The following is a 15,014-nucleotide window of genomic DNA, read 5'->3' on the forward strand; positions in this document are numbered from 1 at the left end:
TAAGGAGTAAGAAGTTTAGATCTTGATAGGAACCTTATTGCTAAGGTTAATATCCTCTAGCACACTATCGGTGAATTTGTAATGCCCTTTGGTAGTAATAATTCGAAAGGAATCGGACTTCATCCTGCTAAGTGCATCCAGAAACACCCATTTTGATTTTAACAAACGGGGCTCTTCCGTTTTAAGACTGATTTCAAAAAAGTAACGCTTTCCATCCTTGTTGGCAACGATATCTGGAGTAACGTTTGTTCCGTCGCGTTTTCTGAGAAATGATTTTGGCTTGTCATATCCCTCCAGATCTACTCTGATTTTATCGAAACCTCTGGCTTCCAAGTGATGAACCGATTTTTCAATAAATGCTGAGTGTTCTTTCTTTTCTGACTTTACCATAAAAACTAATATACAAAAAATTTTGATGCGGATCAATTTCAGCAAGCTGATTAACAGTATGTTAAGATTTTCCTAAAGTGGAATTCAATTTGCTTTTACCCTACTTAAGAACACTGTCTTGCCGGTTTTTACAGAGGCATCAGCGGCCAACACTACCTTTAGACTATTAACCGCATCTCGCAGATGCGACGTAAGATCTATATCCCCGAGGATGGATTTTAAAAAATACACTTGTTCCAGATAACAAAGTCCGTCATGATCTGGTTCATCTTTAGTAGAAACTACCTCATCTTTTTTTGCAAATTCCCCGTTTTCAGTAAGTGCACTGTGGTGTATTTTTAAGCCACCTGTTTTAGTGTGCCCCTCTACATCGTCCGAAGCACCCTTTTGTTCGTCAACAATGGAAACACAGCCTTTTGGTCCTATGACATCTTTGACGAAAAAGGCAGTTTCGCTCATCATTGGCCCCCAACCTGCCTCATACCAGCCAACAGATCCATCTTCAAAGCGCACCTGTAATTGCCCATAATTGTACATTTTTTCATCTATTTCATTACTTAAACGCGCACCAATGGCCGACACACTTATTGGTTGGGCCCCGGTCATCAGACACATCACATCTATATAGTGTACCCCACAGTCTACAATGGGCGACATGGACCTCATTAGTTGTTGATGAGTATACCATTGAGCGCCCGAACTCTGCTGATTTAGATTCATGCGCATCACCAAAGGCTTGCCTAACGTCCTGGCGATAGCTATAAATTGAGCCCATGCCGGGTGCACCCTCAGAATATAACCAACCACCAGTTTTTTGTGAAGTTTTTGGGCCAGCGAGACCAATTCTTCCGCTTCTTCCACCGTTAGAGCCAAGGGTTTTTCTACAAACACATGGGCACCGGCCTTCAATGCCATTTTCACATAGCCATAATGGGTGTCTGGATAGGTATTAATAGAAACCGCATGTGGCTTGGTGATTTTCAGGGCCAACTCATAGTTTTCAAAGGTGGGGACCCCCCCGAGCAATTCGGAAAGCGCATTCCTGCTTTTAGGAGACCGGCTAACAAGGCCAACAAGTTGAAATTCGGGTAATTTATGATATGCCTTTGCGTGGCTTGTCCCCATATGACCACAGCCAACCACAAGAACATTAAATTTATTACCTATCGTCATATGTAGTTATTTTCGATATTACAAAACACTTTTTTCTGTTCGTTTCCTCCACCTTTATACAACGTTACAATTCGAATTCCTGAAGGAAAGTCGCGACATGAAACCCCCTCCTAATCACCTCCTTATATTCCTCACTATCGGTATCAAAAAGCGGGTTGGTATGATTCAGGTGGATAAAGTAGATCTTATTTTTTTCCTTCGCAGGCAGATCCTTGAATAGCGCCATGCTTTCAATTACAAAGGGATGTGGAACTGCGGAGATATCCCGGGTATTTAATTCGTTCCCATCATAAAAAGTGGCATCAATAAAGGCGTAGTCTACTTCAGAAAGCAATTTAACAATGCTTGTATCCCATCGCCCCCATTTGTCAATATCAGGTATAAACAATGCTTGTTTATAGGGTCCTTTGATCAAAAACCCCGCGGTCTCCGAATATTCATCACGGTGCGGGACCAGGAAAGGGGTGACAGTTAAAGATGGGCTCAATAAGACCTTCTTATCTTCTGAAAGGGCCTCCAAAGCAATATTATTATCTGAAACCAGTTGGCCCCAGGGACCGTTATTTGTTATGAAGGAGGTCATCCCAGGCATTGCGTATACCGGCAACTTAGTTGAATTAAGAGATTCCTTGCCAAAAAACATTAATCCGGTATAATGTCCTATATGTGCATGGGTAAGAAATACACCATCTGGCTGCTTGGAAGTAGGAAAGGATGCCTGCGTATTTAAGTCGTGAAGCTGACTGCCAATCTCGGGGGTTGCCTCAAATAGATAGCTCCTTTTATATTGTTCATCTACCAATCCAAGGGCCACTACCTTCCTGCTCTTGTCAGGATTTTTAAAGAGATCTTTACAACATTGTTTATCGCAGGCTATTTGGGGTGAACCCGCATCTTGTGCGGTCCCCAGAATTAGAAGTTTCACAGCTGTTTCCGGGGAGTATAACTGTTGGTCCTCAGACAATTTGGGCTGTGTTTGGGCATTTCCCCCGCAAGCCCCCAGAATTAGGATCAAAAGAATCCACAACAAATTACGATGTACAGTCACAGCGAGCAGATAAGAATACGCTTAAAGGTAATTCTTAATTCTCAATCCTAAAAAACACAGGAATGTGTCTGGTTATTATAACTTAGGTATACAGGGTATCATAGTATTCTTTAGTCATCCGTTGACTTGCAAAAGCAGGGATCACATCATCAATACCCTTAAAAACTATTTCCTGCCATTTTGCTGGCTTCTCATAATAGGTGGGCAACACTTTGTTCTCCAGTATTTCATACAGATTCTTACTGTCTAAAACGTCTTGCTCCCATACGGGCGACTTGTAATCTGCCTCCGGCAGGACAAAACTATTTTTGCCATTCCTGGCAAATTCCGGGATCCACCCGTCATTAATGGACAGGTTTACGGAACCGTTCATAGCGGCAGTCATTCCGCTGGTACCAGAGGCCTCACGGGTAATTCTGGGGGTATTCAGCCAAACATCTGAACCTGTCTTTAGCTTTTTAGAAAGACTCATTTCATAACCCGTAAGAACAGCTGTATTATGACGAAATTTGGTAAAGTGCACCAATCTGTTAAACACACCGATGGCATCAAAGTCTAAAGGATAAGGTTTCCCGGCCCAGATGATCTGTATAGGGCGCTCTGTGTTGTGCAATAGCCTTTCAAAACGCTCCATGTCGTGTAGCAACAGATCAGCTCTTTTGTAAGCGGCAAATCTGCGTGCCCATACGATAGTAAGGATATTGGGATCAAAAAGCTTCCCGGTTTGGTTAAGGACCTCCTCAAAGAGTTCCGATTTAAGCTGCAACTTCCTTTTTTGGTAGGTCTTGCTATTTTTTGCGATCCAGGATTTCTTTACACCTTCGTCTTGCCAGAACTTCTGGTTCTGAGCATTGGTGATGGGGTAGATGCCGGCGGCTCCGGTCTGTCCTTTCCACATTTCTTTGGCCACCTTGGCGTGAAGTTTGGAAACCGCATTGGTCTTTTTTGCCATTCTCAGGGCCGCAATAGTATAATTTAAAGTGTCTCTGTTTCCTGTTTCTTCCTGAAGTTCCTCAGCTGTTAAGGTTCGTCCAAAAAATCCGCTGTCATTTAAGACCTTGGCGTTGCGCTCCACGTTTCCGGCCTTTTCCGGAGTATGGGTGGTAAAGACCATATGATCCTTTTTAAACCCATTGTTTCGCAGATAATAGAATGCGGGAAGGGCATGCCCTTCGTTAAGGTGATACACATCTGCACCCCCCAGTACTTCTACTAATTTGGCGCCTCCAACTCCCAAAACGATACTTTGACAGATGCGTGTTAATTCTGTGGAATCATACAAATGGTTGGTAATGGACCTGGACAGATCATCATTTCCATCCACATCGGTGGTCAGTAAATAAATGGGGACCGTCCCAAAAATTTCCGGCTTTAGCACCATTGCCCTCACCTTTACGGTGGCATTGTCAAAAATCTTTACATCTATTTCGTGTCCCGAATCTTCAAGGAAACTGTATTGCTTTTCTATGAATTGCGGGTGTAGCGTTTGGTCCTTGTGCCTTCCCTGATCGTAATACCCGTATTTCCAAAGCATCCCGATCCCAATCATATTTTGTTTGTACTCAAATGCCGAACGCATATGGGATCCGGCCAGGAAACCCAATCCACCGGAATAAATTTTTAGAGCCTGGTGAATGCCAAATTCCATACTGAAGTAGGCAATTCTTTTACTGTAGGCGGAGGCAGGGGTGTATGGATGGTACCACGTGTTGTATTTGCTGGTCATGTAGCTATTATTTTTAGAAAGCCCCAAATGTATAATAATAGCCGTATAAATCAACAGTCAGTCCATAAAAAGCACATCTAGTGCGACACACCGTCTTGCGATCAATAAAATTAACCAACCCTTAAGCTAAAGAGCAGGGCTTTTATTTTAAGAGGCTTTCGTATTTTGAACCGTCTTTTAGCAGGGTGTTTGCAGTGATAATGGCCGCATCGTTCGCTAAGTAGTAATCGTAAAGACCTTCCCTATAGAAATACCTTTTTACAATTTCGTCTTCCAATTGTTTTTGGATTTCGCCCTGGTAGGTATCCAGAGCCAGAGCCTTACTTTTACCGATGGTACCCAGAAGCTTTTTGGATTCTTCTATTACCTCAGGGCCTAATAGATCATTCCCCTGATTTAATAAGGCTTCCTTTAGGACTTTTTCGGTCTTGGTTTCAAAACTAAATTCACTCTTGGAAACAAAATTTTTAAAAGCGTTAAAATCATCTTTGGTAAATGAAAATTTAGGAATCTCTGGTACTGTGTGCGCATAGTAATAGTTGGTGGCAAAATCGAATATCACATTATTATTTACCAATGCAGAGACCAGCTCGTTGCTTTTTAAGGACTGTATTTCAATATCGGGCATTACACCGCCACCATCCTGTACTTTGCGCCCATTTCTGGTTGTAAAATCGTTGAATTCGGTTGTGCGTATAGCATTCCCTGCTTCATCTCTATTCCAGTAGTCGAGCGATTGTATACACCTGCCAGAAGGGGTGTAGTATCTGGAAATAGTCACTTTTAATTGAGTGCCATAGGTAAGTTTCAGAGGCCGCTGTACCAGTCCTTTGCCAAAACTACGGGCCCCTATGATCACTGCCCTGTCCAGATCTTGCAAACTTCCGGAAACGATCTCACTGGCAGAGGCGCTTCTGCCGTCTACCAAGACAACTAAAGGAATTTCTTCATCCTCCGGCTGGTTACGGGTCTTATAATCCTGATTGAATTTTTTTACTTTGGATTTAGTGGTCACCACCAAGGTGCCTTTAGGAATAAATAAATTGGTAACATTAATGGCCTCTGAGAGCAAGCCACCCGGATTTCCCCTCAGGTCCAGGATCAATTTCTGGGCTCCCTGCGCTTTTAGATCTTTCATGGCCGACTTTGTTTGGGAAGAAGCCTTTTTATTAAATCTGGATAGCACAATATACCCCGTTTCTTCATCTACCATTTTGTAGTAAGGCACGGCATCTACTTCAATGGCTTCTCGTTCTATGGTAGCCTTATCGGTTTTACCTTGGCGCTCATACGTAACATTCACTTCGGTATTATTAGCCCCTTTTAAGAGCTCACTGGCATCGTCCTTAAAGTCTTTGATGGCTATATCCCCAATGGAAAGTAGCACATCGCCCGCTTTTAGTCCGGCTTTATCTGCAGGATAATCCTTATAGGGCTCAATGATCACCAGCCTATCTTCATAAGACCTTACCAAAGCGCCAATTCCCGAATATTCTCCTGTATTGTTAATACGGTACGACTCTACATCCTGTTCATTTAAAAATTTGGTGTAAGGGTCCAGATCATCGAGCATATTCTTAATGGCTGTATCCATTAAGGCAGCCGGGTTGGTCTCATCTACATAGTTCATATTCAGCTCCTTGAACAGGGTTGTAAAAATCTCTATCTGTTTGGCAATTTCAAAGAAATCTGTCTTGAAACTACTTGCAGAGATAAATACCAATACTGCCAGGGATATAAATAGCAACCTTTTATGTATCAACTTCTTCATCATTCGCTAGTATTAAGAATTTTCCTAAAAGTTTAATCATGGATCCCTCTATTTGGCTATATGCAGGGATTTCCTTCCCAAGGTATAAAAACATAAAGGCATAGCTTCCTTCAATTTTGTTAAAAATAAGATGTTTGTTGAGTCTGTAGGCTTCGCGCATCAGACGTTTTATTCTGTTTCTCTTTACGGCACTTCGAAAGTTTTTCTTAGGAACTGTTACCCCAGCCTGAATTTTTGGATTATTGGTAGGGCAGACCAAAAAGATTAACTTTAAAGGATACGCAGTGACAGGCGTACCTTTTTCAAAGACGGCCTGTACCAGCGTTTCGCTTTTTAATTTTTCCTCTCTGGGGTACCTAAACTTCATAAGGGTATAAAAGTAACAAGAATTAGCTTGTGGGCTCGTAATGATAATTATCATATTTTAGGGGATCGCAAGGAATTATCTTGCGTGCATTAATCTCGTAACGGATATATACAATAACATGGGAGAAAAAACAGTTCGAAAGATTAGCAATACAGAGGAAAAAACAATTTATATAGATCATTTATTAAAAGATGTTGAAGCGCTCGATCAGTTGCTACAGAACGGGATGTTTCAAAAAGCACCTATTCACATTGGGGCAGAGCAGGAGTTTTGTCTTGTAAATGAATTTTGGGATCCGTCAGATCTTGGGGTGGAGATACTGGCAGAGATCAATGACGAACATTTTACCTCAGAACTCAATAAATATAATTTAGAATTAAACCTGGAGCCCTTAAAGCTGGAGGGTCGTTGTTTTTCAGAACTTCACCACGCACTAAACGAGCTAATGATTAAGGCAAAAAAGGCAGCCGAAAAACACAAAGCAAAAGTGATCCTTACTGGCATTCTACCCACCATTACCTATAAGTATCTCCACCATAACTACATGACACCTGCTGAGAGATACAGAGTCCTGAATGAGGCGATCAAAGCTATCCGAAAAGATGATATTGAGCTTCATATAAAAGGGGTAGATGAGGTAAACCTGCACCATGACACCATTCTTTATGAAGGCTGTAACACCAGCTTTCAGGCACATTTGCAGATAGACCCATCCGATTTTGTAAATATGTATAATTGGGCTCAGGCTATTGCGGGCCCAGTACTGTCTATTTGTACCAATTCACCCTTGCTTTTAGGCAAGGAACTTTGGGAAGAAACCAGGATCGCACTCTTTACCCAAAGCGTAGACACTCGCAGCAGCACTTTTATTTTGAATGAGAAAGAGTCGCGGGTAAGTTTTGGAGACCACTGGGTAAGTGGGACCATTGCAGATTTTTACAAAGATGCGATCATAAATTTCAGAAGCCTGGTGACTACTTCTTTTGATACTGATAGTCTGTCTCAACTTAAGGAAGGAAAGATCCCTACCTTAAAAGCCTTATCACTTCATAATGGCACCACCTACAGGTGGAACCGATTGTGTTATGGGATCACGGACAACCAACCCCATGTGCGTATTGAAAACAGATATATGCCATCTGGGCCCACCACAGATGACGAGATCGCCAATATGATGTTTTGGGTCGGACTTATGCATGGCAGGCCCAAGGCATATGACGACATCCACACCAAAATGGATTTTAAAGACGCTAAAGGCAATTTTTTTAATGCCGCCCGATATGGGATGGGGGCACAGTTTTATTGGGAAGGAAAGCTGATAAGCAGTCAGGAATTACTGCTAGATCACTTTTTGCCGATGGCTTTCAGGGGACTTTACAGTATGAATATTGAACCTATGGATGCAGAGCGTTATCTTTCCATAATAGAAAAAAGGATCCGCTCTCATTCGGGGTCCCGATGGATGATCAATTCATACAGAAAACTTCTAAAAACTAACAAAGCTCCTGAAGCTTTAAAGATCATGGTAGCGACCATGTACGACAGACAGGAAAAGCGATATACAGTAGACGCCTGGCAATTAGCTCGCGGGGACGAATACAAGATCCCAAAGAAACAGATAACGGTTGGGGATAGGATGAACACCAAGACCATTACCGCTCAGGATATAGACAGTGCCGCCCTGGTGCTTAGAATGATGCAATGGAAACAGATACACCACACCCCTATTTTAGATGACGACCTCAATCTGGCCGGACTGCTAAGTTGGGTAGATGTGGAACACTACCTCAACAATCCTGATCTTGAAATACAAAGCATCAAGGATATTATGAAAACATCACTTATTACAGCAGAGGCTGATATGTTACTGGAAGAAGCTAAAAAGTTGATGAAAGAAAACAACATCCACTGCTTACCGGTAGTGAATGACAAAAAGTTGGTAGGCATTATTACCAACAATGATCTTTAATGAATGATAGATCTTTTAAAAGCCCCGCCAAAGACCAAAACCAGGATCATTGGGCATTTACAAGGTGCTGAACCCGGTCCTGTGCTGGTATTTTTTGGGGGGATCCACGGCAATGAACCCTCAGGCGTACAGGCACTGGAACACGTATTTAGTAAACTTGAAAAACATGCCTCCCAGGTAACAGGCAACGTATATGGCTTGCTTGGAAACATACCCGCCATTCTTCAAAACCGGCGGTATATTCAGAAGGACCTGAATAGGTTATGGCTGAAGGAAGAAATCGACCGCATTGAACATTGTGACGCAACTGACAGATCATTTGAAGAACAGGAACTGTACGAATTACTCAACCTCATCAATCAGTTATTTACCGCCCATCATCAGCCATTTTACTTTATTGACTTCCATACCACTTCTAGCAAAACACTCCCGTTTATTACCATCAATGATGCCATGATCAACAGGAAGTTTGCGCGGCAGTTCCCGGTTCCCATTATCCTTGGGATAGAAGAATACCTTGAGGGCCCACTGCTTAGTTACATCAATTCACTGGGATATGTTTCCCTTGGCTTCGAATCAGGGCAGCATGCCAGTGAAGAAGCAAAGAATAACAGCATTGCTTTTTTCTGGCTCGCAATGATTTCTGCCGGCGCCATACAAAAAGAGCAAGTGAACTCTTTTGATGCCTATTATACTGCATTAAAAACCTCCGCTTCGCGGAATGTGAATTTCTATGAGATCGTAAAGCGATTTGCTATAAGCCCTGAAGATTCCTTTAACATGGAACCCGGGTTTCATAGTTTTCAAACGGTTTCCAAAGGCACCCTATTGGCTCAGCTCAATGAAAGCCATGTATATGCCGAAAAAAAAGGAATACTATTTATGCCGCTCTATCAACCTCAGGGAGCAGAAGGGTATTTTATGATAAAACGCATTCCTACATGGATCCTGGGAATATCTGCTATGTTGCGAAGAACCAAGGCAGATCATTTGCTGACCTTTTTACCGGGGATCTCCTGGAGAGACGCAAGCAAAACCCAACTAGTGGTGAACCTGAATGTGGCCCGTTTTTACAGCAAGGCAATATTTCATTTAATGGGATTTCGAAATCGGGAATTAGACAAGCATCATTTATTGATCAATAATCGGGAAAAAGCCGCCAGGAACCATTTGTATAAAAACAGTCCCTGGTATTAATGAATACAGCTTATTTCTATTGCTCGTTGGGCAGCCAGACATTATTCTCAATTTGTATATCTGCCATGAGCTGTGAAGGATCTAACACAATGGCCTTAATATTCTCGAACGACTTGTCTATTTTAAAGGTATAAGTTGGGAATGCCCAGGGCCAGTCTGGCAATACGGTTCTTGAAACATTGCCATAAGGATTCTCCTTTTCACCCCGCATCATTTGCAAAGGGATGTAAAAGGTTTCCTGCGTTCCGTCATTGTACACAATTAAAATATCTATTGGCATGGGCATTAATCCTATGCGATCCAATACTATTTCTGAACCTCCATCCTTTTCAGAGACGGCTTTGATGCCGTAATCAATGGTATTGGTGGTTTGTGTCCAGTCCGTGAGGTACCAGTCTAGTTCCATCCCTGATACTTTTTCTGCGGTTCGCTTCAGATCATTGGGCGTTGGATGCTTAAATTTAAAATCCTCGAAGTATTTCTGCAGGGTGGTCATTAATTTATCTTGCCCCATGACATACCCCAGCTGAGCCAGGAACACCTCTCCTTTGCTATAAGCCGAATTGCCGTAGGCCGAATTGTATTCATAGCGATCCGCGTGGGTTGCTTGTGGTTGCTCCTTTCCAGAGCTAACCAGGGCATAATAGCTATTATAAGCGCCTTCAAAAGGGTTTGGCTTCTGCTGGTTCATCACTGCATTCATACAGAGACTGGAAATAAAGGAGGTAAAGCCCTCATCCATCCATTCGTGTTTGGCTTCATTTGTGGCAAGAAGATGCTGGAACCAGGAATGAGCCATTTCATGGATCATCACTCCTACCAGGCTTGCAAATGTGCGCTCTCCGGTAATAAGGGTACTCATGGCATATTCCATACCGCCGTCGCCCCCCTGTACGACTGAGTATTGCTTGTAAGGGTAAGGGCCAATATTCTCGCTAAAGAATCTCATGGCTTCCGCGGTCTTTGGCTGTAGATTCTTCCAATTTTCTAGGATCTCGGGCTTGTTCTTATAGAAGAAATGCAGGGTAGGCCCGTTTTCCAGGGGGAGGGTATCATGAACATAATCAGGATCTGCTGCCCACATAAAATCATGAACCATAGGGGCCTTAAAATGCCAGGTTAAGGTCTTACCTTTCGCCTTCTTTATTTTGGTACCAGGCGCTTCATATCCATGACCAATTTCATCAGGATTTTGCAAATAGCCGGTACCTCCTATAGTGTATCTTTTGTCCAGGGTTATGGAAACATCGAAATTGCCCCATACCCCGTGGAACTCTCTGGCAATGTAAGGATCTGCATGCCAGCCTTCAAAATCGTATTCTGCCATTTTGGGATACCATTGGCTCATGGAAAGCGCAACACCCTCTTTATTGTCCCGGCCAGAACGCCTTATCTGAAGTGGTACCTGCCCCTCAAAGCTCATCACAAAGGTAGAAGAGGCCCCGGATACTATAGGGTGATCTAAGGACACCACTAAAACGGTCCCTTCAAGATTATAAGAAACCGCCTTGCCATCCTGGGTGAGGGACAAGGGCTTTAGAAATCCTATTTCATTCGGAGCCAGCGCAGCAATTCTGCTTTTTCCATCGACGACCATTCTTTTGTCCGGGTCTGAAATACTTTGCAGGCGAATGTCCATTTCGCTTCCGGGCTGGAAAGCGTTAAAGTACATATGGTAGTAAACCCGTGTTAAATCGTCCGGAGAATTGTTGGTATACACCAGGGTTTGATCTCCGGTGTATCTATAGGTTTCCACATCCATAGCCACCTTCATAGTGTAGTCTACTTCTTGCTGCCAATAGCCGGTATTTCCCTGGGAATAGCCGTGGAAACCAAGAACCATCGCCATAAAGAACACTAGCAAAATCTTATAACTTCTTCTCATATTTATGGTAATTTACTTTTTTTATCCGATAGAATCTTCCCTATGATAAGGGCGTTGTAGGCATTTACCATTTTACCTGACCTGGACAACTGGTCAAATGGTTTTGCTTTGGAGGGGTCGCCCGCAACCATTACCGAGGTTTTAGTGCTTAGTCCGGAATCCATCAATACTTTCTTTACCTCAGCTGCGCTTAAGTTGGGATAATAGGAACGCAACAGTGCAGCTACTCCGCTTACGGCAGGTGCCGCCATGGAAGTACCTCCCTGAAACTCGTATTCACTACCGGGCATGGAGGAATAAATTTCCCCTCCCGGGGCAAATACGTCTACATTGCGGGCCCCGTAGTTAGAAAAGGAAGCCACCATTTCAGAGCCATAGGTTTCGTCTAAGGCCCCCACGGTGATAACATTGTCTGCAAACTCCGAACCTCCAAACCTATGATCGTTTGGATAATTAGGATGTTGTTGGCTGTCCAGGTCTTCCCCGTCGTTCCCTGCCGCGTGTACAATAAGCACGTCATTATCCGCAGCGTATTTAATGGCCTCATAGACCCATTCAGCATTAGGCGAAAAGGCCTTTCCAAAACTTGCGTTGATGATTTTTGCCCCATTGTCTACCGCATACCTGATGCCAAGGGCCACATCTTTATCGTATTCGTCCCCATTAGGGATGGCCCGGATACTCATAATGGCCACATTGTTGGCTACCCCGTTCATCCCTATGCCATTATTGCGTTCGGCGGCAATAATTCCTGCCACATGGGTTCCATGACTTTCTTCTTTATTTCGGATCATAGGATTTCCATCACCGTAGTTGGTATCTGAGAAGCTATACGGATCATCACCTACAGCCTTTCTGCCGTTAAAATCTACATTAAGGTGGTAATCTAACTTTTCCGAGTAATAGACCAGACCTTCCTCAAAATTTTCCATATCGGCCTCAATAAGCCCAATTACCTCAGGGATACTATTTCCATAGCTAAACATCTGTTGAATTACATTTACACTGCGTTGCAGGCTTAGATCAGTGGTATTGATTGCCCCCACCTCTTCCTTGGTATAGACTTCTTTTCCCAAATGTTTTGCAATAGCCTGGTTAGATTCCTTTACAATATCTAAGATCTGCTGGGTTTGTTGCTTATTATTCAGAATGATCTGTTTGGTTTCTTTAGCCTCTTTTAACTCTTTGTCTAATTCTTTGCGCGCCTTCGCCCGTAAGGCTTCATCACCCAGGTTCAAGCGCAAGATTCGCGCAAATTCTTGTTGCTCGTTATAGGATTCGCCCAAAAAATTATAGCCGTGAATATCATCAATATAGCCATTGCCATCGTCATCAATACCGTTGCCTATCTTTTCGTCTTTATTTGTCCAAAGCACCTCCTCCAGATCCTCGTGCTTCAGGTCAATGCCCGCATCCAACACAGCTACGATCACTTTTTCACCTTTTTTGTTTCCAATGATCTCAGTATAGGCCTTGTCTACACTCATTCCTGGAATAGTATCCGTAAGGAGATCGGCATGGCCCCATTGTTTTTTCTGGACCTCCGTCAGTGGCGACACCTTCAACGGAATGGCATCTATATTCTCAATAGGAGTGGCCACAATGTTGGTACTCCCACAACTTACTACTAACAAACTAAGGCTTAAAAATCCGCCCAGTAATCGCATTTTTGTAATCATTCTTTTATCCTATTTAATGAACTTTAGTATAATAACTTCCCGGATGGGGAATCCGGATTACTTCTATACATCCCCTATCCGCCATGGTTACATAACCGTCCCGGCCATCAACTCCTCCAAACGCAAGGTTCGAGGGCTTTTTTCCTTTTAATGTTATCTCTTTAACTTGCTCTCCTTTGGGGGAGATCATCACCACCGTTCCCTTGTCATACCTGGCGATATACAGGTTTCCTTTGGCATCACACCGCATCCCATCCAAACCAAAATCTTTAAAAGAGAAAAATAGTCTCTTGTTGTCAATGGCTCCATCCTCCAGAATATCATATTTCCAAACTCGTCTTTGAACCGACTCGTTCACATAGAGAAATTTGCCATCCGGACTTACCTCTATGCCATTGGTGGTACCCATATTAGACGCTAACAAACACACTTTCCCGGCGGGGGTAATCATCCACACATTTCCAGTATTCTCCGCCCAGTTTGGATCACTGAGGTAAATAAAACCGGCATCGCTAACGGCCAGATCGTTGGGCTGGTTCATAGCGCTGGCCTCTGCCCAAACCACGGGGATTTTTGTATCCTTTTCTACCCTGTATACCCGATGGTTTACATAGTCTGCAATAAACATGTGCTGATCTATATCAAAGCGTATGCCGTTTCCAATGCTTCCTTCCGGAAGGCTGAGATACACTTCAGCTTTCCCGTTTGTATCTACCTTTCCAATGGTCCCTTCTTTTTGAAAATTTACCGCGTACAACTCCCCGTCCTTATTGACGGCCGGGCCCTCTATGCCCGGGGTAAAACTACCTTCGGGTAAAAGGTCCTTACTTTGAAAGGCGTACAAGGGTGAAAAAGCAAAAATCAGCACCCCTGTGATGCAGGAAAAATAGTTACGAAAATAGCTCATTGAAGGTATAGGTATTATGGAGGCGAATCCCCTTATCGGTATGATGAAGAGTGCATATCTCTGTATGCGCATCATGCTCCAGGAATAAATAATAATTATGATCAGCAGCCATTTTCAGAAAGCCCTCTTTTTCTGAAAGCGTTAGCAAAGGACGGGTATCATAGCCCATCACATAGGGCAGCGGAATGTGACCTGCCGTTGGAATCAGATCGGCCATAAAGACCAGGGTCTTTCCTTTGTATTGTATATGAGGGATCATTTGTTTATCTGTATGTCCATCCACAAACAAGATATCGAACCCAAGAGAAGTTCCTTTCATAAATGGATAAGGTGGGTGCTCTATGAATCGCAGTTGTCCACTTTCTTCCATGGGCAAGAGGTTCTCCTTTAAGAACGACGCTTTTTCTCGTGCATTGGGCTTAGTGGCCCAGTTCCAGTGCGGGAGATTGGTCCAGAAGATGGCATTTTTAAAGGCGGGCTCATAGCCGGTACGGGCATCATTCCACTGCACACTACCGCCACAATGGTCGAAATGAAGATGGGTCATAAACACATCGGTTATATCATCACGATGAAAACCAGCTTTTTTTAGGGACGCATCTAAACTATGATTGCCCCAGCGGTAGTAATAGCTAAAAAATTTGTCGGACTGTTTATTACCCATCCCGGTATCGATCAGGATAAGTTGGTTGCCCTCTTCTATGAGCAGACATCGTGTCGCGATATCTATCATATTGTTAGCATCTGCCGGGTTGGTCCTATGCCATAAGGATTTTGGCACCACCCCAAACATGGCACCGCCGTCTAACTTAAAATTTCCCGATTCTATTGGATGTAACTTCATGAAGTTAGTAAACAGCGCGCAAATTAATAAAAGACAGGCCGATAACTCTTTTTAGCCC

At 43.3% G+C, this 15,014-nt stretch carries 12 protein-coding genes; 2 read left to right on the forward strand and 10 right to left on the reverse strand.

Annotated features, from left to right (window positions below):
- Window positions 1-15 precede the first annotated feature (15 nt).
- From WBM49_RS06515 to rnpA, 6 genes are all read right to left on the reverse strand, one after another.
- Window positions 16-390 carry a hypothetical protein gene (locus WBM49_RS06515; RefSeq protein ID WP_424371249.1) on the reverse strand — a complete coding sequence of 125 codons (375 nt, stop codon included), beginning with the start codon at window positions 388-390 and terminating at the stop codon, window positions 16-18.
- A gap of 84 nt (window positions 391-474) precedes the next feature.
- Complete coding sequence (locus WBM49_RS06520) at window positions 475-1,563, reverse strand: Gfo/Idh/MocA family protein (RefSeq protein ID WP_424371250.1); 1,089 nt, start codon at window positions 1,561-1,563, stop codon at window positions 475-477.
- Window positions 1,564-1,627: 64 nt separating this feature from the next.
- Window positions 1,628-2,578: an MBL fold metallo-hydrolase gene (locus WBM49_RS06525; RefSeq protein WP_424371251.1), complete on the reverse strand. Its 951-nt coding sequence runs from the start codon at window positions 2,576-2,578 to the stop codon at window positions 1,628-1,630.
- 115 nt (window positions 2,579-2,693) lie between these two features.
- Window positions 2,694-4,337, reverse strand: coding sequence for an alpha-glucan family phosphorylase (gene glgP / locus WBM49_RS06530; RefSeq protein WP_424371252.1), 1,644 nt, complete (start codon window positions 4,335-4,337; stop codon window positions 2,694-2,696).
- Window positions 4,338-4,479: 142 nt separating this feature from the next.
- A complete protein-coding gene (locus WBM49_RS06535; RefSeq protein ID WP_424371267.1) occupies window positions 4,480-6,108 on the reverse strand; it encodes a S41 family peptidase in 1,629 nt (542 codons plus the stop codon).
- Window positions 6,089-6,475: a ribonuclease P protein component gene (rnpA, locus tag WBM49_RS06540; protein WP_424371253.1), complete on the reverse strand. Its 387-nt coding sequence runs from the start codon at window positions 6,473-6,475 to the stop codon at window positions 6,089-6,091. Before rnpA ends, WBM49_RS06535 begins: the two co-directional genes overlap by 20 nt.
- A 118-nt stretch (window positions 6,476-6,593) precedes the next feature.
- On the opposite strand from rnpA, the gene WBM49_RS06545 reads away from it, so the two are divergent.
- On the forward strand, window positions 6,594-8,444 hold the full coding sequence (locus WBM49_RS06545; protein WP_424371254.1) for a CBS domain-containing protein: 1,851 nt from the start codon (window positions 6,594-6,596) through the stop codon (window positions 8,442-8,444).
- A 3-nt stretch (window positions 8,445-8,447) separates the two neighbouring features.
- Window positions 8,448-9,641: a succinylglutamate desuccinylase/aspartoacylase family protein gene (locus tag WBM49_RS06550; RefSeq protein ID WP_424371255.1), complete on the forward strand. Its 1,194-nt coding sequence runs from the start codon at window positions 8,448-8,450 to the stop codon at window positions 9,639-9,641.
- Between the two features lie 16 nt (window positions 9,642-9,657).
- Here the strand turns inward: WBM49_RS06550 and WBM49_RS06555 are convergent, their stop codons facing one another.
- Genes WBM49_RS06555 through WBM49_RS06570 form a run of 4 tightly spaced genes read right to left on the reverse strand, consistent with a single transcriptional unit; the run spans window position 9,658 to window position 14,956 of the window.
- On the reverse strand, window positions 9,658-11,490 hold the full coding sequence (locus WBM49_RS06555; protein WP_424371268.1) for a M1 family metallopeptidase: 1,833 nt from the start codon (window positions 11,488-11,490) through the stop codon (window positions 9,658-9,660).
- Between the two features lie 38 nt (window positions 11,491-11,528).
- Entirely contained in the window at window positions 11,529-13,205 is a 1,677-nt protein-coding gene (locus tag WBM49_RS06560) for a S8 family peptidase (protein WP_424371256.1), read from the reverse strand.
- Between the two features lie 13 nt (window positions 13,206-13,218).
- The gene (locus tag WBM49_RS06565) at window positions 13,219-14,112 is read right to left on the reverse strand and encodes an SMP-30/gluconolactonase/LRE family protein (protein ID WP_424371257.1); all 894 of its coding nucleotides are present in this window, start codon (window positions 14,110-14,112) and stop codon (window positions 13,219-13,221) included.
- Window positions 14,096-14,956 (reverse strand): MBL fold metallo-hydrolase, encoded by an 861-nt coding sequence (locus WBM49_RS06570; RefSeq protein WP_424371258.1) that lies wholly within the window; start codon window positions 14,954-14,956, stop codon window positions 14,096-14,098. The genes WBM49_RS06565 and WBM49_RS06570 overlap by 17 nt, the downstream gene beginning before the upstream one ends.
- Window positions 14,957-15,014: the final 58 nt, after the last annotated feature.

It is taken from the genome of Muriicola sp., assembly GCF_049669965.1.
Taxonomy (GTDB): domain Bacteria; phylum Bacteroidota; class Bacteroidia; order Flavobacteriales; family Flavobacteriaceae; genus Muriicola.

Bases quoted from the DNA above. Each gene is read 5' to 3' on its own strand.
- WBM49_RS06550 (WP_424371255.1), top strand. From the start codon at position 8,448: ATGATAGATCTTTTAAAAGCCCCGCCAAAGACCAAAACCAGGATCATT.
- glgP (WP_424371252.1), bottom strand. From the start codon at position 4,337: ATGACCAGCAAATACAACACGTGGTACCATCCATACACCCCTGCCTCC.
- WBM49_RS06545 (WP_424371254.1), top strand. From the start codon at position 6,594: ATGGGAGAAAAAACAGTTCGAAAGATTAGCAATACAGAGGAAAAAACA.
- WBM49_RS06515 (WP_424371249.1), bottom strand. From the start codon at position 390: ATGGTAAAGTCAGAAAAGAAAGAACACTCAGCATTTATTGAAAAATCG.
- WBM49_RS06555 (WP_424371268.1), bottom strand. From the start codon at position 11,490: ATGGCGATGGTTCTTGGTTTCCACGGCTATTCCCAGGGAAATACCGGC.
- WBM49_RS06520 (WP_424371250.1), bottom strand. From the start codon at position 1,563: ATGACGATAGGTAATAAATTTAATGTTCTTGTGGTTGGCTGTGGTCAT.
- WBM49_RS06560 (WP_424371256.1), bottom strand. From the start codon at position 13,205: ATGATTACAAAAATGCGATTACTGGGCGGATTTTTAAGCCTTAGTTTG.
- WBM49_RS06565 (WP_424371257.1), bottom strand. From the start codon at position 14,112: ATGAGCTATTTTCGTAACTATTTTTCCTGCATCACAGGGGTGCTGATT.
- WBM49_RS06570 (WP_424371258.1), bottom strand. From the start codon at position 14,956: ATGAAGTTACATCCAATAGAATCGGGAAATTTTAAGTTAGACGGCGGT.
- rnpA (WP_424371253.1), bottom strand. From the start codon at position 6,475: ATGAAGTTTAGGTACCCCAGAGAGGAAAAATTAAAAAGCGAAACGCTG.
- WBM49_RS06535 (WP_424371267.1), bottom strand. From the start codon at position 6,108: ATGAAGAAGTTGATACATAAAAGGTTGCTATTTATATCCCTGGCAGTA.